The sequence below is a fragment of the Aeromonas sp. S5(2024) genome (assembly GCF_041403025.1).
GTDB classification, from domain to species: Bacteria; Pseudomonadota; Gammaproteobacteria; order Enterobacterales; family Aeromonadaceae; genus Aeromonas; species Aeromonas hydrophila.
Genome location: NZ_JBGLRI010000003.1, coordinates 384,838 through 405,090, shown reverse-complemented (window position 1 = coordinate 405,090; position 20,253 = coordinate 384,838). Strand labels below are relative to the sequence as shown.

The window sequence follows — 20,253 nt, the reverse complement described above, 5'->3', positions numbered from 1 at the left end:
TGCCAACTGTTCGGGGTCGCTTACACTGCGAGCCCGGCCGGGTACATACCCGCTAGCCAAGGTATAGAACAGTTCACGAAGGATGGATCCCATTATGGCTTTTGCCACGCTGGAAGAGTTGATCGGCAATACCCCCCTGCTGGCGCTGCGTCGCATCAATCCCCACCCCGGTGTCACCCTGCTGGTGAAGCTGGAGGGCAACAACCCGGCCGGCTCGGTCAAGGACAGGCCGGCGCTGAACCTCATCAAGTGCGCGGAGGCGAGCGGTCACTTAGCGCCTGGGGCCCGCCTCATCGAGGCTACCTCCGGCAACACCGGCATCGCGCTGGCCATGGTGGCGGCGGCGCGGGGCTACCGGATGCGGCTCATCATGCCACATACCATGAGCCAGGAGCGGCGCGATGCCATGCAGGCCTACGGCGCCGAGCTGGTACTGGTGGAGGGCGGCATGGAGGCCGCGCGCGACCTCGCCCTGGCGATGCAGGCGCGGGGCGAGGGGCTGGTGCTCGATCAGTTCAACAACCCGGCCAACCCGGATGCCCATTACCTCTCCACCGGCCCCGAGATCTGGCGCCAGAGCGAGGGGGCGGTCACTCACTTCGTCTCCGCCATGGGCACCACGGGCACCATCATGGGGGTCTCCCGCTACCTCAAGGATCAGAATCCGGCGGTGCAGGTGATCGGCCTGCAACCGGCCGAGGGGAGCCAGATCCCGGGGATCCGGCGCTGGCCTGCGGCCTACCTGCCGGCCATTTTCGAGCCCGCCCGGGTGGATCGGGTGCTGGACGTGACCCAGCAGGAGGCACTCGTCATGATGCGCCGGCTGGCGCGGGAGGAGGGGATCTGCTGCGGGGTCAGCTCGGGGGGCGCCGTGGCCGGCGCCTTGCGGGTGGCGGCAGAGATCAAGCAGGGGGTGGTGGTGGCCATCATCTGCGATCGGGGGGATCGCTACCTCTCCACCGGGGTGTTCAGCGACGAGCAAGGCTGAGGGCTTGCGTCAGCGCGATGATTAACGTGATATGTATCAATAGCTTGCTGATACATTGCACTGTGTACCCCTTGTAACAATCAACCCTGCTGGCAGGGTTGATTCCATTTGCCTCCTGTTTGACACTCGGCGCCCTTGGTTGACCGATGCAAACAGGAGCGTCCCATGATCTTGCCTTCCTCTCTTCGTCTTTCTCTGTTTGGCCTCTGTCTGGCCACGGCGGGTTGTACCGTCGAGCCCTATGCCTATCAGTGCGGCGACAAGCAGTGCTCGGTGATTGATCACCAGGGGCAGAAACACGAGCGGCCGCTGGACGAGGTAAAACCCGTCTGGGAGCGCAAGCAAGAGCGGGAAGAGGCTGTGCGCCGCAACAAGGAGTCCATCTGGCGCGAAAAAACGCCCGAAGAGCGCGGCAACTACGGCGCCGGCGCCACCATCAGCTGGTAACAGGAGGCCCCGCGATGCGGGGCCTCTGTCTGATTACTCCCAGGCCAGCTCGAGCAGGCCGAGCAGCTGGGTGCGGTCGGCATCCTTGCGGTTGTAGAGCAGGGCGCCGTCGTTGATGGCGAGATCGCGGATCTCGGGCAGCAGCGCCTTGTCGGTGACGCCGGCCTCGCGCAGGGTGCGTGGCAGCTTGACCGCCTGCCACAGGGTATCGCGCAGCGCCTGCAGCGCCTCGATGGCGGCCTGGGCCCGCGCGGCGGCCGGGGTCGCGGCAAAACGCTCGGCCCCCACCAGCGGCAACAGCAGGCGGGCCAGCTCGGGATCGATGCCCGGCCGGTTGTAGTCGAGCACGGTGGGCAGGAAGAGGTTCATGCACAGGCCGTGAGGCAGGTGGCAGCGGGCCCCCAGGCTGTGGCCGAGGGCGTGCACCAGCCCCACCATGGAGTTGGAGAAGGCCATGCCCGCCAGGGTGGAGCCTTCCGCCAGCTGCAGCCGCAGCCGCTTGTCCTGCGGGTTGTTCAGCACCTGGGGCAGGGCGCTGGCGATCTTCTCCACCGCCATCAGGGCCAGGGCGTCGCTGACCGGGTTCTTGGCATTGCCGATGAAGGCCTCGATGGCGTGGGTCATGGCATCCATGGCGGTGGCGGCGGTGATGTTGAGCGGCAGCCCCTGGGTGAGGCGCGGATCCAGCACCGCCAGCTGGGGCAGCAGGAAGGGGGAGGTAAAGGGCACCTTGCGTCCGCTCGCCTCGTCCTTGATCACCGCCACCAGGGTCACCTCCGAGCCGGTGCCCGCCGTGGTGGGCACCACCGCCAGCGGTTGCAGCGGCCGGGTCAGGCAGCCGGCGCCTGCGTAATCCAGCAGCCGATCCCCGCCCATGGAGGCGAGGATGTTGACCGCCTTGGCGGTGTCGATGACAGAGCCGCCGCCCAGCGCCACCAGGCTGTCACAGCCAAGTTCCCGGTGACGGGCCGCAATCCGCTCCACCACGGCGGTGGAAGAGTCGGCCGGGATCTCGTCCCAGATGGCGGCCACCGGCAGCTCCCCTTCGGCCAGTACCCCGGCCAGCAGGGTGGCGAGGCCAGTGCCGCTGACCCCCTTGTCGGTGAGCAGCAGCGGCCTGCGCGCCCCCAATCCCGCCAGCTCGCCGGCCAGTTGCTCCAGCGCCTGCTCGCCCGCCATCAGTTTGACCGGACAGAAAAAATCGTAATAGCGACTCATGGTGCTCTTCCTCTCGTTCAGCCGGTCAACAGACCCAGGTAGATGTGGCAGGCCCGGCTCAGCTTGTGGCGCGGGTCAGGATAGCGGCGCAGCAAGGGGCGGGCGATGAAGGCCGGCAGGATCAGCGCCTGCAGCTGCTCCAGCGCTCGCACCAAGTGCATGGCGACGGTGAGGTCCCCCTCCACCAGCAGGCGGTTCTCGCTGAACGCCTGATTGACCCCGAGCCGAAAGCTGAGGGCGCGAAAGGCGATGGCGGGATGCTTGAAGCGCACCCGCAGCGGATGCAGCCCGCCGGTGTCGGGCGCTGGGCCGCTCTGCCAGCGGCCAGCCGCCTTGTGGATGGTCAGGCCGTGGGCCATGCCGCTCACCTCCAGCCGGATGGTGAGCCCGTCCGGCAGGGGGGCGAGCTCCTGGCGCACCGCCTCGTCGATGCGGGCGGCGCGGCACAGGGTGCGGCCGATGATCCAGAGCAGGCTGCTGATCCAGAGGCGGCGACCCAGCGCCGCCAGGGAATCAAGGTGTCGGTTGTGCATAAGCGTGAACTCCCGAGATGGCGGACCAGAACAGGGCGAAGGCGCTGGCTTGCCAGTGGCCGTCCCGTCCCAGTTCAGGTTGGTCAACAAACAGCGAGGCGCAGGCCAGGAACTGGCCCTGGCACACCTCCAGCATCAGAGCCGGTGGAGCTTGCATCAATTCGCCGCTGGCCTGGCCCTGGGCCAGCAGGCGGGGTAGAAAACGCAGGGTGTCGCTCAGGATCTGGCTGCGCAGCGGGCGAGCCAGCAGGGGGGAGTGAAAGAAGCCCAGCACGAACTTGAGCTCGTGGGGGTGGGCCTGCATCCAGGCCATCGCCTGGCTCCAGTAGTGGTGCGCCTGCTCCTGGAGGGACAGGGCGACGTCAGCCTCGGTGATGGCGGCGCCAAGGCGCAGCTTGATGTCCTGATAGAGGCTCTGGATCAGCACCTCCTTGCTGGGAAAGTGGTGAAACAGGGTGCCGTTGGCCACTCCGGCCGCCTTGGCGATGCGGGCGGTGGCGGCGCCCTGCAAGCCATCTTCGGCGCACAAGGCAAGGGCGGCATCCAGGATCTGGCGGCGCTTGTCGGTCACGGGTGTGTTCATGCTGGTCTCGTCAGCGCAAAAACAGGGCCATCATCAGCCGCTGGTGCCAGCGCCGATAGGGAGGGTGCACCATGGTGCCGGTGCTGAAGCGTCCCCGGCTCAGCACGGTCTTGGCCTTAGAGAAGGTGAGAAACCCCTCGTGGCCGTGGTAGTGACCCATGCCGGAGGCACCGATGCCACCAAAGGGCACGTCGTCGGCCGCCACCTGGAACAGGCTGTCGTTGATGGCCATGCCGCCGGAGTGGGTCTCCCGGATCACCTTGTGCTGCAGGGCGGGATCCAGGCTCATCAGGTAGAAGGCGAGCGGGCGGGGCCGCGCGGCTATGTAGGCGAGCGCCTCGTCCAGCGAGTCATAGGGCACGATCGGCAGCAGCGGGCCGAAAATCTCCTGCTGCATCAGCTGGCAGTGGTTTGGTACCTCGGTCAGCAGATGGGGCAGCAGGCGGTGGGCGCCATCGTCCCGGGCCGGGCTGCCACAGGTGTGGATCTGGGCGCCTGCCCGCTCGGCTTCGGCCAGCCAGCTGGTGAGCCGTTCATACTGGCGGCCATTGATGATGGAGCCGTAATCCGCGCTGGCCAGCCCCTGGGGATAGAGGCGGGCGAAGTGATCGCGATAGGCCTCGACAAAAGCCTGCTCCTGACCGCGCGGCAGCAGCACATAGTCGGGGGCGACGCAGATCTGGCCGGCGTTGAGGCTCTTGCCGAAGATCATCCGCTCCACCGCCAGCGCCAGCGGCATGTCGGGGGCGATGAGGCAGGGGCTCTTGCCGCCGAGCTCCAGGGTGAGCGGGGTGAGCTGGGGGGCCGCCGCGGCCATCACCAGCCGTCCCACCGCGGTGGAGCCGGTAAACAGCAGATGGTCGAAGGGCAGGGCACTGAAGGCGGCCGCCACCTGGGCGTCACCTTCAATCACCATCACCTCGCGCTCGTCGAAGACGCCGTCCAGCAGCTCGCGCAGCACCCGGTTGGTGTGGGGGGTGAATTCGGAGAGCTTCAGCATGGCGCGGTTGCCGGCGGCGATGGCGCTGATGAGGGGGCCGAGGCTCAGCATCACCGGGAAGTTCCAGGGCACTATGATGCCGACCACCCCGAGCGGCTGATAGAACACCTCCACCCGGGCCGGCGCCAGCAGCAGGCCGGTGTGGCGGCGGTGCGGGCGCATCCAGCGCTTGATCCGTTTCTGGGTGTAGTTGATCTGCATGACGCAGGGGAGGATGTCGGCAATCATGCTGTCGTAGTCGCTGCGCTGGCCATAGTCTTTGGCCAGGGCATCGCACAGCGGTTGCTTGTGGGCGATCAGGGCACGCTTGAGCTGGCTGAGGTGGGCTCTGCGCTCGCTCAGGCTCGGCATGGGATGTTGCTGACATGCGTCTCTGAGTCTGGCCAGTCTGGCCGGGAGCGACAACTTGTCGGTGGCCTCCTGCAACTGCATCGCTTCCATGGCATACCCCGCTGGTTAGGGACCGACTGATTGGTCGGTCTAAATCTAGCGTCTTGTTAACTGGCTGTAAAGTTTTGCCCGTTGGCTTAGGATGGGGCGCGGATGACTCACCTGGCGACTGTGCTGGCCTCCACACTTTCGTGGATTTGGGGTTGGTGAATTATCCAATAAGGGGTAGTTTTTGGTTATCAACCGACAAGGAGAGAGTGTTATGACCAGGGAACTGAACAGCTTGTTGGCCCGCCTGGAAGATGTGGTCGAGCGGATGCCGGATTGCTTCAACACCTATGAATTTGCCCAGAAGCTGGCGCTGCAGCATCAGCGCGAGTTTTTTGCCGCGGGTCACTCCCTGGCCGAACAGGAGGGGCGCCTGCTGCGAGTGCTGCACGAGAAGATTGCCGAGGCCCTGGCCGGCAGTGACAAGGTGATCGAAGGAGCGCTGTTGCCCTGCGTGACCCCCTGGGGCGAGCGGGCCACCTCGCCGCGCTGGCATCGCAAGCACTGAGCCAATCGGCTGGATCAACAACAACAGGGCCCGTCGCGGGCCCTGTTGTGTTATGGCGGTCACTGGGTGAGGCGGCGCGCCTGCCAGTAGCGGCTGTTCCAGTAGACGTTGTCGAGGCGCGAGCGGATCACCCCCTTGCTGGTGGAGGCGTGGATGAACTCCCCGCCGCCGGTGTAGACACCGACGTGGTATTGCTGCCAGCCGGTCTTGAAGAAGACCAGATCGCCGTGTTGCAGCCGGTAGCGATCGACCGGCCGGCCCAGGTTGGCCTGGGATTCAGTGGTTCTGGGCAAATTGAAGCCCATCACCTGCTGGTAGGCGAGCTGGGTAAAGGCGGAGCAGTCGAGGCCGGCCCGATCAGAACCCCCCATGCGATAGGGTACGCCGCGCCACTGCTGATAGAAGCCTTCAAAAGCGCTGCTCTGCTGGCGCGGCGGGGCAGGCTCGGGTGTGCTGGAACAGGCGGCCAGCAACAGGGCCAGCAGGGGTAGCAGCCATTTGCAATCCATGGGGGCTCCTTCGAGACGACAACGTCTCCATCATAAACGGGGTTCGGGGCTCGAACATAGCCTTGCTTGCAAGAAACAGCCTCTGGCTACCCCGAAAGAGGCGCAACTGCAGAGGGTCATAATATTGTTTGTATTCATTTGAATAATATTTGGCGATTATCTTGAATGAGTATTTCAATATTAAAGTAGTTATTCCAATCAGCCTTGGCATGAAATGATAATTAACCTTGTTGACGCCGCCCCGTGATCTGTGTCACGTTCTGTCTCAGGGTTAATTCGTTATGATGGCGCCATCAAATAAATGGCAAGGGACCCCGCCATTTTCACCGCCAATATGATGGCAGCACCACAAGATATCTCTGGGTATATTCCCGCAACTGGTTCACATAATAATATTCGGCCAATGACTGGCGTCGGCTGACAATATCACCAGACAGAGGAGGGCCATCCCATGATATCCGGTCCATAGCAGTGAGTGTTCCCTCGCACCAGGAGGCCTGCGGTGTCAGGCTGTCGCATCATCGTTCAGGCCGATGGGCGCTACCGCCAAGCCAACGGGCACAGTGCGAGATGCAAGGCGCAGTCAGGCGACCTTGAGGGAAGATTGCCATCAGAGCGAGACTCCCGTGTAATAGCATCGGCGCATGCCGAATCATCCACCTTAGATCGTATCGCGATCCTTGTTCTGTCAACAATAAATGCATTCGCCGCCACGCTGTTAATTCACGGCGAGAATAATGAATGTCATGACAGGCAAGCAGAATAACGCCCCGAAATATAACCGTGAATAATATGGTTATGCCGTATTCGTTCATTGTTTAAATAGCTTGGCGTGATTCGACAAGGAGATAACAATGAAAAACAAAAAACCACGCAAATTCATCACGCAAGCCCCCACTCTCAGTCTGCTCGCGCTGGCCTTGTTGGCAGGCAGCGTGCAAGCCGAAGATATTGGCGAACGTACCGACCAGGGCACCGCCATGCTGGCCAGCCTGCAATCCGAACAGGGTCTGATTTACCTCAATGCCGACGTCTGGCTGAAGGGGCAGGGGGCGACGCCGCTCATGACCCGGGATCAGCTGCGCGAGCGGGTGCTGGCTCGGGGCGAGCGTCTGTTCATCGATTTCAGCGCCGTCACCGACAAGAATGAGCGACAGCAAGCCAGAAAGGCCATGGAGCAGCTGGCCGGCATCTCTTTTGATGCGGACTGGGTGCTGGTGTCCGGCTACAAGGGGGAGCTGCTGTTCACCCCGCTGGGAGGCGTCGATGATCCGGCCTTCTATCAGGTGATGGAGCGGGTCGAGAGCCTGGAAGGGCAGGGCAAGCGCCACAAGCGCTCGCTGACCCTGCCGCCTGCCGCCGAGGCTGGCCTGCCCCACGTGGCCTTCTACCTCAACGTCAACCGCAAGATCAGCGATGCCGAGTGCACCTTCCCGCGCTCGCGCACCTGGAGCCGGGGCGACCGGCTGTTCTGCGATTCGCCGAACATCTCGCTGGTCTACCGGGTCAACCTGGAGCGCTCCCTGCAATTTGGCAACACCGGCTCCGCCACGCCGGATGCCAAGATAGTGCGGATCTCGCTGGACGAAGAGTCGGCCGGTGCCGGCATCCAGCTCAACGAGGATCTCAGCTGGAGCGAGAACATCGCGGACTACCTGCTGCTGGACGGCTGGGCCCGCGACTATGCCACCGATGCCATCGCCCAGGATTACCGCTTCAGCATCGAGGCGTCCAATACCAAGGCGGCGGTGCTCAAGAGCCTGCCGACCAACCTCAACAGCAAGTACGAGCATCGCGAGATCTCGGGCTTCGAGGTGGGGGTCACCGGCGGGGTGGAGGTGAACAAGGATGGGCCCAAGGCCAAGCTGGAGGCCTCGGCCAAGTTCAGCCAGCAGCGCCAGCTCGCCTACAACACCCAGGATTACCGGGTCGAACGCTCGGCGCCGAGCGCCCAGAAGGTGGGTTTCAGCTGGGTGCGCGATCAATACGCGACCGCGGAGTCCCTGCTTTCTTCCAAGACGGCCACCGTCTGGGGCATGGGCTACGACGTGGATCACAACCGCATCCAGCCACTCAGCTACAAGGGGTTCGTGCCGAATCTGGACGTCATCTACAAGGCGGCACCGGACGAGACGGGCAGCACCGAGTTCAAGATCGACTCCTCGGTCAACATCCGTCCCATCTACACCGGCATCTACAAGCACTACTACGTGGTGGGGGCCCATGTCTCCTTCCAGGGCTTCGAAGATACCGACAAGCGCAGACGGGTGACGGCGTCCACCAGCTTCAAGGTGGACTGGAACCACCCGGTGTTTACCGGCGGTCGCCCGGTCAACCTGCAACTGGGGGGCTTTGACAACCGCTGCCTGAGCGCGGATGCCAACCATGGTCTGAGCGCGGTGACCTGTGACGAGACCTCGGCCGCCCAGTCCTTCATCTATGACCAGTACGGCCGCTATGTCAGCGCGCAGGATACCCGCCGCTGCCTGGACGGCAACAACCTCGGCCAGCTGCAGAGTTGCAGCCTGAGCCTGGGTCAGCGCTGGGAGTGGAAAGCGGACAGCGATGCGCTCAGCAACCTGAGTGCCCACCAGCTGCTGGGTCATGACAAGCAGAGCGGGGCGCTGGGGCTCTACGACGAGAATGGCAATCCGCAGAATGTGAGCGTACGGACCCTGACCTCCTACACCCGCATCTTCGGGCCACCGGCCAGTCACTGACAGAGCAGGGCCTTGCGCCCAAGACAACAACGCCGGCAAGTGCCGGCGTTTTTTTATGAAGGACGGATCAGGCCTTGTTTTCGATGAGCGGGGCGAGCAGCTCGGCCAGCTTGTAGAAGGTCTGCACCCGGGTGGTGCTGGGGCGCCACACCAGCCCTATCTCACGGTAGGGGTGCTCTCCCGGCAGCGGAATGGCCACCAGATCCGTGTTGTCGAGGATGCCGGCATCGATGGCCATCTGCGGCAGGAAGGTGGTGCCGAGCCCGGCGCCGACCATCTGCACCAGAGTGTGCAGGCTGGTGGCGGCAAACGGGTTGATCTTGCTCTTGTCCCGCAGCCGGCAGGCGCTCACCGCGTGTTCGGTGAGGCAGTGCTCCCGCTCCAGCAGGAAGATGCTCTGGTTGGGCAGCTCCTTGTAGTCGAACGGGGTGTGCAGGCTGGCCGCCATGCTGGCGGGCATCACCATGTGGAAGGGATCCTGGCCGACCGTCTTGCAGTGAAAGCCGCCGATCTCCACCGGCAGCGCAAGGATCAGCAGGTCGAGCTGACCCTGCTCCAGCTGCTTGAGCAGGTTGGTGGTGGTGTCTTCACGCAGCAACAATTCCAGCTCAGGATAGGTCTTGCCGCACACCTGCAGCAGCTTGCTGAGCAGGAAGGGGGCGATGGTGGGAATGCAGCCCAGGCGTACCGTGCCGTGCATGACCCCCCCTTGATGCTGGCCTAGCTCCATCAGATCCCGCGCATCGGAGAGCAAATTGCGAGCTCGCTCGACGATTTCCATGCCGACCGGGGTCATAATGAAGCTCTTGTGGTCCCGTTCCACCAGTTGCAGGTTCATCATGTCCTCCAGCGTCTGGATCCCGGTACTCAGGGTCGACTGGCTGACATGACAGGCCTTGGCGGCGCGGTTGAAGTTCTTGTGCTCGTCGAGAGCAACCAGATATTGCAGCTGTTTCAGGCTGGGCCAACGTTGCATAGGAAAACCCGATTAATGCTATCTATTTAATTTGATTTAACTAATCTACCATCGGGGCTATAGTTTGTCGCTTTAATTAGACGGACTTGGCTCTAGGTAGCCTGATCCTGACAGGATTGTTCACTTCACATAAAGAGGAATTGAATATGGTATTGGTAGGCCGTCCCGCACCCGATTTCACCGCTGCTGCCGTTCTGGGCAATGGCCAGATCGTTGACTCCTTCAACCTGGCATCCCACATCAAGGGCAAGGCAGCCGTCCTGTTCTTCTATCCGCTCGATTTCACCTTCGTCTGCCCGTCCGAGCTGATTGCCTTCGATCACCGTCTGGAAGAGTTCAACAAGCGTGGCGTGGAGGTGATCGGTGTCTCCATCGACTCCGAGTTCTCCCACAACGCCTGGCGCAACACCAAGATCGAAGACGGCGGCATCGGCCCGGTCAAGTACCCGCTGGTTGCCGACATCAAGCACGAGATCTGCAAAGCCTATGACGTCGAGCACCCGGAAGCCGGTGTTGCATTCCGTGGCTCCTTCCTGATCGACAAAAACGGTGTCGTTCGTCACCAGGTTGTCAACGATCTGCCGCTGGGCCGCAACATCGACGAGATGCTGCGCATGGTCGACGCCCTGCAGTTCCACGAAGAGCACGGCGAAGTGTGCCCGGCTCAGTGGGAGAAAGGCAAAAAAGGCATGACCGCCTCTCCGGACGGCGTTGCCAAGTACCTGTCCGAGAACGCTGCTTCCCTGTAATCGGGTCAGCAAACCGGATAGTGAAAAACCGATGCCCAGGCATCGGTTTTTTTATGGCCGTTATTCGGTACTCTCGTTTCGCAACGTTGGCCAGCAACCTTTGGTCAGCAACCCTTGTCCAGAAACCCATGCTCAGCAGGATTGTGGTTGCCGGCAGCGTGCCGATAAACGGCAGGCATAAAAAAGCGCGCCCTTTGGCGCGCTTTTGTCATGGGTGTCCGGACTACTCGTCAAAGATACCGAAGTGATCCTTGGCGAAGTTGACCCGCTGCTCCACGTTCATCTTCACCTGGCCCAGCTTCTCGATGGTCTTGAGATTGGGCACCAGGCCGCGGCCGTTGGCGATCTGAATGGCAAGACCCGGCCGGGCGTTGAGTTCCAGCAGCATGGGGCCGCGGAACTTGTCCAGCACCATGTCGGTGCCGATGTAGCCCAGGCCCGACATCTCGTAGCAGGAGGCTGCCAGGGTCAGCAGGGTGTCCCAGTGGGGCACCTTGAGCTCATAGAGATCGAGGCCGGTGTCCGGGTGGTGGCGCAGCGGATTGCCGAACTGCACCGCCCGCAGCGCACGGCCGGTACGCAGGCACAGACCCACCCCCACGGCGCCCTGGTGCAGGTTCGCCTTGCCGTCGGACGCCGCGGTGGAGAGGCGCATCATGGCCATCACCGGGAAGCCCTTGAAGATGATCACCCGGGCATCGGGGACCCCTTCGAACGAGTAGCCGTCGAACACGTCATCGAAGTTGATGAGGCCTTCCACCAGCGCCACGTCGGGTTTGCCGCCGAGCGAATAGAGCCCGGCCAGGATGTTGGAGACATGGCGCTCCAGATCCTGCCCGTTGGAGGCGCTGCCATTGGGCTTGTAGAACAGGCCCTCTTCCTGGCGCAGGATCACCAGGATCCCCTTGCCGCCGGAGCCGCGCGCCGGCTTGATGCAGAAGCCCGGCCAATCCTTCACCAGCTCGGTGATGCGGCTCACGTCGTGCTGGGCACGAATGGTACCGATCAGTTCCGGTACCGTGACGCCGGCATCCAGCGCGATGCGCTTGGTCTGCAGCTTGTCATCCACCAGCGGATAGAGGCTGCGCGGATTGTAGCGGCTGATGTAGGAGTGGTTGCGCTTGTTCATGCCGAGGATGCCTGATTGGGACAGGCTCCACGGGGTGGTGTACTTTTCCCAGAACCACATCTGTTACTTGTCCTTACCCGGAGTGGCACCCGATTTGATCTCGTCCACCAGCGGCTTGAAGCGCTTGAGTTCGCTCAGCTTGTAGCCGGTGTAGTTACCCATCAACAGCACGGTCGCCATCAGCACCAGCTGCAGGCCGAGGAAGTTGAAGGTGAGGTGACGGATCAGTTCGTTATCCATGGCCAGATAGGCGATGACGGCCACCAGCAGAGAGCCGCCACCCTGGCGGAACACCTCTTTCGGACCCTCTTCTTCCCACAGGATGGACATCCGCTCGATGGTCCAGGAGAGGATGATCATCGGGAAGAAGGTGATCTTCATGCCGTCAGTCAGCCCCAGCTTGAAGGCAAACGCGGAGAAGATGCCGATCATCGAGATCACCATGATGATGATGGCCGATATTCGCGCGACCAGCAGCAAGTTGAGCCGCGACAGGTAGGAGCGGATCACCAGACCGGTGCCGACGATCAGCAGGAAACCGATGAGACCGGTGACCAGGGAGGTCTGGATGAAGGCGACTGCGATCAGCACCGGCATGAAGGTGCCCGAGGTCTTGATCCCCACCAGTACCCGCAGGAACACCACCATCAGCACGCCGATCGGGATCAGCAGCAAGCCCTTGAACAGGGTCTGCTCTTCCAGCGGCAGGCTGTGGATGGAGAAGTTCATCATCTCCGATTTTTCAAACTTCTGGGCCAGCGCCACGCTGACCGGCTGTTCCTGTTCGATCATCGAGAAGCTGACGCGGGAGTTGTGACCACCGGTCACGTCCAGCAGGGCGCCGGAGTTGTATTCCCACAGCAGCAGGTTGGCAGGGCGCCCCTGTTCACCGGTCTGCGGGTTGAACAGCTTGTAGTCGGTCGGGCTGTTGAACACCTGCAGGTAATCCACCAGCTCCTGACGACGGCGGCCATCTTCCAGGCTCAGCGCGTGCACGACCCGGGTCGGCACGTCGGCGTTGTTGAGCAGCTCGGCGATCAGGTTGGCGCGGCTCTTGTGCTTCTTCAGCAGCTCGGCGTTCTGCTCCTGTTTCTCGATTTCCTTGATGATCTCGCGAGTCAGGGTGTAGCCGTCGGCGGAGCGCTCCTGGGCACGTTCCAGAATCTGCTTCATGGCGGTGGCGTAGGGCTCGCTCTCGATCTGCTTCTCGATGGCCGGCGGCAGCGGGTTGGCGGCCGGTTTGGCATGGGCATCAGCCATCATGTCGACGCGGTAGTAGAGCTCCTGACGGCCGGAAGCGCTGCGGATGGACCACTCGGCGCGGGCATCGCCATCCTTCTCGACGAAGGAGAGGCCGTAGCCCGGGCTCGCGGCGTTCTCGTTCATCAGGGTGAAACCGGGCTGGGTGCCCGGAATGGCCAGGGAAGCGATCACCGGCTCGCCGGTGGCCTCGAACTCCAGCTTGGCTTCGATGGACCAGATCTGGCGTTTTTCACCCGGCGTGAGCGGTACGTCCAGCGCGATGTGGTGATAGAACGTCATCCCCAGGCCGACAATGTACAGCAGGGCTACCAGCAAATAGAACGGCTTACGGGAAACCATGGATTATTTCACATCCTTGAGCTTGGGTTTGGGTTGGATATATTCGCGGGCCACATCAACCACGGCGATGTCTTTCAAAAATTCACGGCCGAGCAGAACGGGGAAGGCCATGTCGCTGCGGTCCTTCAGGGTAAATTCGGCCTTCTCGGTCATGTCGCCGATGCGTACCGCGAGGCGCACCACCGGACGGCGGTCGAGATCGTCGGCGGAGGCCTGACGCACCCGTACATGGCGCACCAGCGGCGCTTCAATCTGGATCTTGTCGTCCATCTCCTGATGGCTCAGGAAGAAGCGCACCCAGTTCTTGCCGTTGCGCTCGAAGATGGTGATGTCCTGGGCGCTGATGGAGGAGGTGGTGGCACCGGTATCGACCCGCGCCTGGAAGGCGTCGTTGGCCGCGTCAACCCAGATCCACTCCGCCTCGCCGACCAGCAGCTTGCCGTCGACGGTGTGACCCTGGCTCGGGGCCTGGCACTTCTCGGTCGGGATCGCCATGGGTTTGGGCGGCTCGGGCGGCAGAGATTCGAGCTTGCTGCCGACTTTGTTCACGGACTCTTTCATGTTGTTGACATCAGTGTTGAGCTGAACCAGCAGGTGCTGTTGCTGCACATACTGCTTCTGTTGCTGTTCCATGGATGTTTGCAGGCGCTGCTCGCTCAGATTGATCTCGTTGCGAAGCTCGGCCAGCGTCAAGGTAGGTACCGGGGGCGCTTTCTCCATACTGACACACCCGCCGAGACTGAGCAGGGAGAGCAGGGTCATTCCTTTTAATTTGCTTTTCATGTCATTCATTTAACTGTGCTTCCTGGAATTGGGTCAGTGTAACTTCCACAGCCGCCATCGGCTAGTCTTTGGCCTTTCTGGCAATCAGTACGGCACGTTTCGGTGCCGGGTGTCCTTCTACCGTGAGTGCGGGATTGGTTGGATCCAGATAATCACTCAGGGATTCATTAATCATCCAGTCGGTACGACGCTGTTCGTCGGTGCTGGTCATATTCTCGTCGACAATCCGCACATCGGTAAATCCGCAGCGTTCGACCCACAGCTTGAGGGCCGCGCTGGAGGGGATGAACCAGACGTTGCGCATCTTGCCGTAGCGATCGGTAGGCACCAGCACGTCGTTGACGCCGCCGTCGATCACCAGGGTCTCCAGCACCAGCTCGCCATCGTCTTTCAGCTGGTTGCGCAGCTGCTCGATGTGCTCGATGGGGGACTTGCGGTGATAGAGCACTCCCATGGAGAAGACGGTGTCGAACGCCCGCAGCTCCGGCAGCTCCTGAATGCCGAGCGGCAGCAGGTGGGCGCGCTGGTCGTTGCCGGCGAAGTGGCGGATGGCCTCGAACTGGCAGAGGAACAGCGGGCTCGGATCGATGCCGACCGCCAGCTTGGCCCCTTCGCCCACCATGCGCCAGAGGTGGTAACCGCTGCCGCAGCCCACGTCCAGCACGTAGCGACCGGCAAGCGGGCTGATGTGGGGCAGTACCCGATCCCACTTCCAGTCGGAGCGCCACTCGGTGTCGATGTGGATGCCGTGCACTGTGAACGGCCCCTTGCGCCAGGGCATGAAGTGGCGCAGCAGGCTCTCAACCTTTTTGCGCTCCCCTTCGCCGAGGCTCTCGGCCGAGCCGATTTCGACCCGGCTGTGCAGCTCGATGTGGCCGGGGGCCACCTGCGGCAGCTTGTTGAGGGCGCGGTTCCAGCGCGGCAGATCGCCGTGCTGGTTGTCGTGCTGCCAGGCGTGCAGCTGAGCGGGCAGGGTATGCAGCCAGTGGCTCAGCCGATTCTTGGCGATCAGCTGATAGAAGTTGGCAAAGTCGATCATGGCTGGGCGTCGCTGGATTTGATGGCAATCATGGAGCCGAAGTTGAAGCACTGGAACCAGAGATCCTGGTGGACGAAGCCGGCTTCCCGCAGGCGCGCCTGATGCACCGGCAAGCTGTCGGTGCGCATCACGTTCTCAAGGGCGGTGCGCTTCTGGCTGATCTCCAGCTCGCTGTAACCGTTGGCGCGCTTGAAGTCGAGGTGCAGGTCGATGAGCAGCTCGTTGACCGGTGCATCTTCGAAGCGGAATTTTTCGCTAAGGATCAGGATCCCGCCCGGGCGCAGCCCATCAAAGATGCGCTGGATCAGGGCGGCCCGCTTTTCGGGCTCGACGAACTGCAGGGTGAAGTTGAGCACCACCACGGAGGCGTTCTCGATGGCGATGTCGCAGATGTCTGCCTCCACCAGCTCCACCGGTACCTCGGACTTGAAGCCGGAGAGGTGGGCGCGGGCGCGCTCGATCATGGGGTGGGAGAGATCCACCGCCGTGATGTGGCAGCCGGGCTGGGTGACGTGGCGACGCATCGCCTGGGTGGCGGCACCGAGCGAGCAGCCGAGGTCGTAGAGCCGGCTCTGGGGCTGGGCGTAACGGGCGGCCATCATGCCGATGGCGGAGATGATGTTGCTGTAACCCGGCACCGAGCGCTGGATCATGTCGGGGAAGACATCGACGACCTGTTCGTCAAAGCAAAAATCCCCCAATCGAGCGATAGGGGCGGCAAAAATCTGATCTTTGGTATGCATGCTGGCGCAACCTGACAGCCGGTGCGCGAACCGACTGTTTTGTTCAATTGAATCGTTGGGTGACACCGGTCCGGGCCGGGTCGTCACCGGTTCACGAACGGGGTGGCGGGCCTTGAGATCCATCGGGCCGGTTCCGTTCGCAATGGACCATCATCCTGGTCCTTTCTGAGGGCGGCACCATCTGCGGCAACGAGTTGCAGCGCACTGGCGTCTGGGCCCTGTTTATGGCGCCGGATGCCTGCCTGCATCGGATTGTGCTGGGCTGGCGGTCCGGGTCCTTACTTGGGGCGCTAGTGTAGAGGAAAGGTCGGCGTTTGTCTTGACGCCAAGCCCCGTCCGGCCACAAAAAAACGGCTTTTTTTCGCGGCGGGGAAGACGGGGTGAGGCGGTTGACTAAAAGGGCAGCACGCCCTGCTGTGCGCGATCGTTTTCCCCCGGCCAGGGGGCCATCTCTTCCCCCAGCAGGCGGGTAACCTGACGGGCCAGCTCGGGGGACTGGGCGTTGTCAGCCGTATGTATAAAGAGGTAGAGATCTTTGCCCTCCGTCAGCCACTGGCGCCAGTGGGGGAGCCAGCCTGGCAGGAAGGGGTGATTGGCGGCCGGATCCGGCAGGCCGATGAGCCGCACCACGGGAGCATTGGCGGTGGCCAGCAGGTGCACCGGCAGTCTCGGCTTCTTGCCCTGGGCATCGATCATGGCTGCCGTGGTGGCTGGCACCGAGAACAACGGCCGGCTGTCGAGCATGATGCGGTTGATGCCTCTCTCCATCAGCAGCCGGTTCAACTGCCGTTCCGCCTCGCCCTTGGCGAAGAAATCGGGGTGGCGCACCTCGAGGGCATAGCGAAACGCCGGCGGCAGCCGTTCGAAAAAGGCCGCCAGCCGGGGCAGCCCCTGTGGGCCGAAGCGGGCGGGCAGCTGCAGCTTGAGCAGCCCCAGCTTGTCGTGCAAGGGCTCCAGCAGGCGGATGAAGTCGCTCACTTGTTTGTCGGCGTTCACCAGATCGCTCTGGTGGCTGATGGTTTGCGGAAACTTGAAGCTGAACCGAAAGTGGGCGGGCACCGCATCGGCCCAGCGCCGGACCGTGTCGGGGGTGGGCGAGGCGTAGAAGGTGGTATTGCCTTCCACCGTGTTGAATACCCGGGCATAGTGGGCGAGGTGCTCGGCGGGCTTGGCGCCCATGCCCAGCAAATGACCTGGCCAGGCCGGGTGCGACCATTGTGGCAGGCCCAAAAAGAGGCTCATGAGGGATCCTGTCTGCGGGTTTATCTCGTTTTATCCCCCTTTTTTGCCCCGGGATGTAAAAAACAGGGCAAAGGAGGCTGCTGGCCATTTTACCCAAATGGGGGTTTTCCTCTATAATGCCAGCCCTTTTGTTTGCCAATTTGTTGTGACTCACGCCGCTGTACGCATATTGTGACGACGGCAGCGGCCATGATGCGGCCAAACAACAATCGCTTGCCGATGCCCTCCGCCCGACAACCCGGCCGCTTGCCAGCCGCCTCTGGTCGAGCCGATATCGGCGGCAGGTGTCCGATCCCGGCGGTCGGACGGTACGAGACAGATTTCAAACCGGGCAAGAACAGGATCTGGCCAGCTGTGAGACAGACGGTGCTTGCCAGTCGTGCCCGGCGACCCAGGTTAACCGTCTCTCTACAAATTCGAAGGAAGAAGTCCATGCGCTCTATCTATTGCGGACAGGTCAATGAGGCCCATGCAGGGCAGACCATTACATTGTGCGGTTGGGTCCATCGTCGTCGCGATCTGGGCGGCCTCATCTTTATCGACATGCGCGACCGGGAAGGGATCGTGCAGGTGTTCTTCGATCCGGACAAACCGGACGCCTTTGCCCTGGCCTCCGAACTGCGCGGCGAATTCTGCATTCAGGTCTCCGGCGTGGTGCGCACCCGTCCCGACTCCCAGCGCAACAGCGACATGGCCACCGGTGCCATCGAGGTGTTTGCCCACGAGCTGACCATCATCAACCGTGCCGAGCCGCTGCCGCTGGACTTCAACCAGGTCAACAGCGAAGAGGTGAGCCTCAAGTATCGCTACCTGGACCTGCGTCGCCCCGAGATGGCCAAGTACCTGAAGACCCGCGCCAAGGCCAGTGCCTTCGTGCGCCGCTTCATGGACGAGCACGGCTTCCTCGACATCGAGACCCCGATGCTGACCAAGGCAACCCCGGAAGGGGCTCGTGACTACCTGGTGCCGAGCCGCGTGCACAAGGGCAAGTTCTACGCCCTGCCGCAATCCCCGCAGCTGTTCAAGCAGTTGCTGATGATGTCCGGCTTCGACCGCTACTACCAGATCGTCAAGTGCTTCCGCGACGAAGACCTGCGTGCCGACCGCCAGCCGGAATTCACCCAGATCGACGTGGAGACCTCCTTCATGACCGCACCGCAGGTGCGTGAAATCATGGAAGAGATGATCCGCAAACTGTGGCTGCACATCCTGAACGTGGATCTGGGTGACTTCCCGATCATGACCTTCGACGAAGCCATGCGTCGCTACGGCTCCGACAAGCCGGACCTGCGTCTGCCGATGGAGCTGGTCGATGTGGCAGACCTCTTGACCGCCGTCGAGTTCGCCGTGTTCGCCGGCCCCGCCAACGATCCGAAAGGCCGCGTGGCCGCCCTGAAAGTACCGGGCGGCGCCGAGCTCTCTCGCAAGCAGATCGACGAGTACACCAAGTTTGTCGGCATCTACGGTGCCAAGGGCCTGGCCTGGATGAAGGTCAACGAAGCGGCCAACGGTATCGAAGGCGTGCAGTCTCCGGTGGCCAAGTTCCTCTCCGACGCCATCGTGCGCGAGATCCTGGCCCGCACCGGCGCAGCCGACGGCGACATCATCTTCTTCGGTGCCGACTCCAAGAAAGTGGTGTGCGATGCCATGGGCGCCCTGCGCCTGAAAGTGGGCCGCGATCTGGGCCTGCTGGAGAACAGCTGGAAGCCGTTGTGGGTCATCGACTTCCCGATGTTCGAAGAAGATGGCGAAGGCGGTCTGGCTGCCATGCACCACCCCTTCACCGCGCCGAGCGGCCTTAGCCCGGAGCAGCTGAAAGCCAACCCGGTAGGCGCTTACGCCAACGCCTACGACATGGTGATCAACGGCTACGAAGTGGGTGGCGGCTCTGTCCGTATCCACAACAGCGAGATGCAGGCCACCGTGTTTGACATCCTGGGGATTACCCCGGCCGAGCAGCGCCTGAAGTTCGGCTTCCTGCTGGATGCCCTGAAGTACGGTACCCCGCCGCACGCCGGCCTGGCCTTCGGCCTGGACCGTCTGAGCATGCTGCTGACCGGTACTGAAAACATCCGGGACGTGATTGCCTTCCCGAAAACCACGGCGGCCGCCTGTCTGATGACAGACGCCCCCAGCTTTGCCAACGCCGCCCAACTGGGCGAGCTGGCGATTGCGACCACCGTCAAGGGTGATGAATAAGCCGTTACCGGCAGCAAAGGCCGCAGCAATGCGGCCTTTCCCTTGCATTAGTCATGACCAGTGTTACTGAAATTCAAAAATAACGGAGAGTCCCTATGGCAGGTCACAGTAAATGGGCCAACATCAAACACCGCAAGGCGGCGCAAGACGCCAAGCGCGGCAAGATCTTCACCAAGCTGATCCGCGAAATCACCACCTCCGCGCGTCTGGGTGATGCCGATCCTGCCAACAACCCGCGCCTGCGTGCGGCGGTGGCGGCTGCCCTGACCGGCAACATGACCCGCGACACCATCAACCGTGCCATCCAGCGTGGCGCCGGCGGTGGCGATGGCGAACAGCTCGAGACCATCGTGTACGAAGGTTACGGCCCGGCCGGCTCTGCCGTCATGGTGGAGTGCCTGACCGACAACCGCAACCGCACCGTTGCCGAAGTGCGTCACGCCTTCAGCAAGTGCGGTGGCAACCTGGGTACCGATGGCTCCGTTGCCTATCTGTTCAGCAAGAAAGGGCTGCTGACCTTCGTGGGCGTCGATGAAGATGCCCTGATGGATGCCGCCCTGGAAGCCGGTGCCGACGACGTGGTGACCGAAGAGGATGGCTCCATCGAGGTGTATACCACCCCGAACGATTTCGGCACCGTGCTCGATGGTCTGGAAGCCGCCGGCTTCAAGCCCCAGAGCGCCGAAGTGACCATGATCCCGTCCACCGAAGCCGAGCTGGATGCCGAGACTGCGCCCAAGCTGATGCGCCTCATCGACATGCTGGAAGATCTGGACGACGTGCAGGAGGTGTACCACAACGGCTCCATCTCCGACGAAGTCGCCGCGACCCTGTAACCCGGTTCGTG

Annotated in this window: 19 protein-coding genes; 7 read left to right on the top strand and 12 right to left on the bottom strand. The window is 62.5% G+C overall.

Translation table 11 applies throughout. From position 1 onward, the window contains the following. Positions 1 to 82 precede the first annotated feature (82 nt). Both cysM and ACB032_RS08430 read left to right on the top strand, forming a co-directional pair. On the top strand, positions 83 to 988 hold the full coding sequence (gene cysM, locus ACB032_RS08435) for a cysteine synthase CysM (protein WP_371137740.1): 906 nt from the start codon (positions 83 to 85) through the stop codon (positions 986 to 988). A 165-nt stretch (positions 989 to 1,153) separates the two neighbouring features. Continuing rightward, a complete protein-coding gene (locus tag ACB032_RS08430; RefSeq protein ID WP_017410040.1) occupies positions 1,154 to 1,435 on the top strand; it encodes a hypothetical protein in 282 nt (93 codons plus the stop codon). A 33-nt stretch (positions 1,436 to 1,468) separates the two neighbouring features. On the opposite strand, the gene ACB032_RS08425 is transcribed toward ACB032_RS08430, so the two are convergent. Genes ACB032_RS08425 through ACB032_RS08410 form a run of 4 tightly spaced genes read right to left on the bottom strand, consistent with a single transcriptional unit; the run spans position 1,469 to position 5,210 of the window. Next, on the bottom strand, positions 1,469 to 2,653 hold the full coding sequence (locus ACB032_RS08425; RefSeq protein WP_323953728.1) for an iron-containing alcohol dehydrogenase: 1,185 nt from the start codon (positions 2,651 to 2,653) through the stop codon (positions 1,469 to 1,471). A 17-nt stretch (positions 2,654 to 2,670) separates the two neighbouring features. Next, positions 2,671 to 3,186 carry a hypothetical protein gene (locus ACB032_RS08420; RefSeq protein WP_371137739.1) on the bottom strand — a complete coding sequence of 172 codons (516 nt, stop codon included), beginning with the start codon at positions 3,184 to 3,186 and terminating at the stop codon, positions 2,671 to 2,673. Continuing rightward, the gene (locus tag ACB032_RS08415; protein ID WP_371137738.1) at positions 3,167 to 3,769 is read right to left on the bottom strand and encodes a TetR/AcrR family transcriptional regulator; all 603 of its coding nucleotides are present in this window, start codon (positions 3,767 to 3,769) and stop codon (positions 3,167 to 3,169) included. Before ACB032_RS08415 ends, ACB032_RS08420 begins: the two co-directional genes overlap by 20 nt. A 10-nt stretch (positions 3,770 to 3,779) precedes the next feature. Continuing rightward, positions 3,780 to 5,210, bottom strand: coding sequence for a coniferyl aldehyde dehydrogenase (locus ACB032_RS08410; protein ID WP_371137737.1), 1,431 nt, complete (start codon positions 5,208 to 5,210; stop codon positions 3,780 to 3,782). Between the two features lie 211 nt (positions 5,211 to 5,421). Here ACB032_RS08410 and ACB032_RS08405 point away from each other — a divergent pair, with 211 nt between their 5' ends. Continuing rightward, positions 5,422 to 5,715: a hypothetical protein gene (locus tag ACB032_RS08405; protein ID WP_005299095.1), complete on the top strand. Its 294-nt coding sequence runs from the start codon at positions 5,422 to 5,424 to the stop codon at positions 5,713 to 5,715. Between the two features lie 59 nt (positions 5,716 to 5,774). Here the strand turns inward: ACB032_RS08405 and ACB032_RS08400 are convergent, their stop codons facing one another. Then, complete coding sequence (locus tag ACB032_RS08400) at positions 5,775 to 6,224, bottom strand: C40 family peptidase (protein ID WP_011705408.1); 450 nt, start codon at positions 6,222 to 6,224, stop codon at positions 5,775 to 5,777. 854 nt (positions 6,225 to 7,078) lie between these two features. On the opposite strand from ACB032_RS08400, the gene ahh1 reads away from it, so the two are divergent. Then, on the top strand, positions 7,079 to 8,944 hold the full coding sequence (gene ahh1, locus ACB032_RS08395) for a hemolysin Ahh1 (protein WP_371137736.1): 1,866 nt from the start codon (positions 7,079 to 7,081) through the stop codon (positions 8,942 to 8,944). Positions 8,945 to 9,011: 67 nt separating this feature from the next. Here ahh1 and ACB032_RS08390 read toward each other — a convergent pair whose 3' ends face one another. After that, positions 9,012 to 9,920, bottom strand: coding sequence for a hydrogen peroxide-inducible genes activator (locus ACB032_RS08390; protein ID WP_011705410.1), 909 nt, complete (start codon positions 9,918 to 9,920; stop codon positions 9,012 to 9,014). 146 nt (positions 9,921 to 10,066) lie between these two features. Between ACB032_RS08390 and ACB032_RS08385 the strand changes: the two genes are divergently transcribed. Next, on the top strand, positions 10,067 to 10,669 hold the full coding sequence (locus tag ACB032_RS08385) for a peroxiredoxin C (protein WP_005299113.1): 603 nt from the start codon (positions 10,067 to 10,069) through the stop codon (positions 10,667 to 10,669). Between the two features lie 223 nt (positions 10,670 to 10,892). Here ACB032_RS08385 and ACB032_RS08380 read toward each other — a convergent pair whose 3' ends face one another. The 6 genes from ACB032_RS08380 to ACB032_RS08355 all read right to left on the bottom strand — a co-directional run bounded on the left by ACB032_RS08380 (position 10,893) and on the right by ACB032_RS08355 (position 17,207). Continuing rightward, positions 10,893 to 11,858, bottom strand: coding sequence for an alpha-L-glutamate ligase-like protein (locus ACB032_RS08380; protein WP_011705412.1), 966 nt, complete (start codon positions 11,856 to 11,858; stop codon positions 10,893 to 10,895). A 3-nt stretch (positions 11,859 to 11,861) separates the two neighbouring features. Further along, positions 11,862 to 13,400, bottom strand: a complete 1,539-nt coding sequence (locus ACB032_RS08375; RefSeq protein ID WP_011705413.1) for an inactive transglutaminase family protein — start codon at positions 13,398 to 13,400, stop codon at positions 11,862 to 11,864. A gap of 3 nt (positions 13,401 to 13,403) precedes the next feature. Beyond that, positions 13,404 to 14,162 carry an ATP-dependent zinc protease gene (locus ACB032_RS08370; protein ID WP_016350202.1) on the bottom strand — a complete coding sequence of 253 codons (759 nt, stop codon included), beginning with the start codon at positions 14,160 to 14,162 and terminating at the stop codon, positions 13,404 to 13,406. A gap of 82 nt (positions 14,163 to 14,244) precedes the next feature. Continuing rightward, positions 14,245 to 15,222 (bottom strand): tRNA 5-methoxyuridine(34)/uridine 5-oxyacetic acid(34) synthase CmoB, encoded by a 978-nt coding sequence (cmoB, locus tag ACB032_RS08365; protein WP_041216623.1) that lies wholly within the window; start codon positions 15,220 to 15,222, stop codon positions 14,245 to 14,247. Continuing rightward, positions 15,219 to 15,965, bottom strand: coding sequence for a carboxy-S-adenosyl-L-methionine synthase CmoA (cmoA, locus tag ACB032_RS08360; protein WP_371137735.1), 747 nt, complete (start codon positions 15,963 to 15,965; stop codon positions 15,219 to 15,221). Before cmoA ends, cmoB begins: the two co-directional genes overlap by 4 nt. Positions 15,966 to 16,358: 393 nt before the next feature. Beyond that, complete coding sequence (locus ACB032_RS08355; RefSeq protein ID WP_371137734.1) at positions 16,359 to 17,207, bottom strand: DUF72 domain-containing protein; 849 nt, start codon at positions 17,205 to 17,207, stop codon at positions 16,359 to 16,361. A gap of 432 nt (positions 17,208 to 17,639) precedes the next feature. On the opposite strand from ACB032_RS08355, the gene aspS reads away from it, so the two are divergent. Both aspS and ACB032_RS08345 read left to right on the top strand, forming a co-directional pair. After that, the gene (gene aspS / locus ACB032_RS08350; RefSeq protein WP_016350206.1) at positions 17,640 to 19,406 is read left to right on the top strand and encodes an aspartate--tRNA ligase; all 1,767 of its coding nucleotides are present in this window, start codon (positions 17,640 to 17,642) and stop codon (positions 19,404 to 19,406) included. 95 nt (positions 19,407 to 19,501) lie between these two features. Then, a complete protein-coding gene (locus tag ACB032_RS08345; RefSeq protein ID WP_011705419.1) occupies positions 19,502 to 20,242 on the top strand; it encodes a YebC/PmpR family DNA-binding transcriptional regulator in 741 nt (246 codons plus the stop codon). Positions 20,243 to 20,253: the final 11 nt, after the last annotated feature.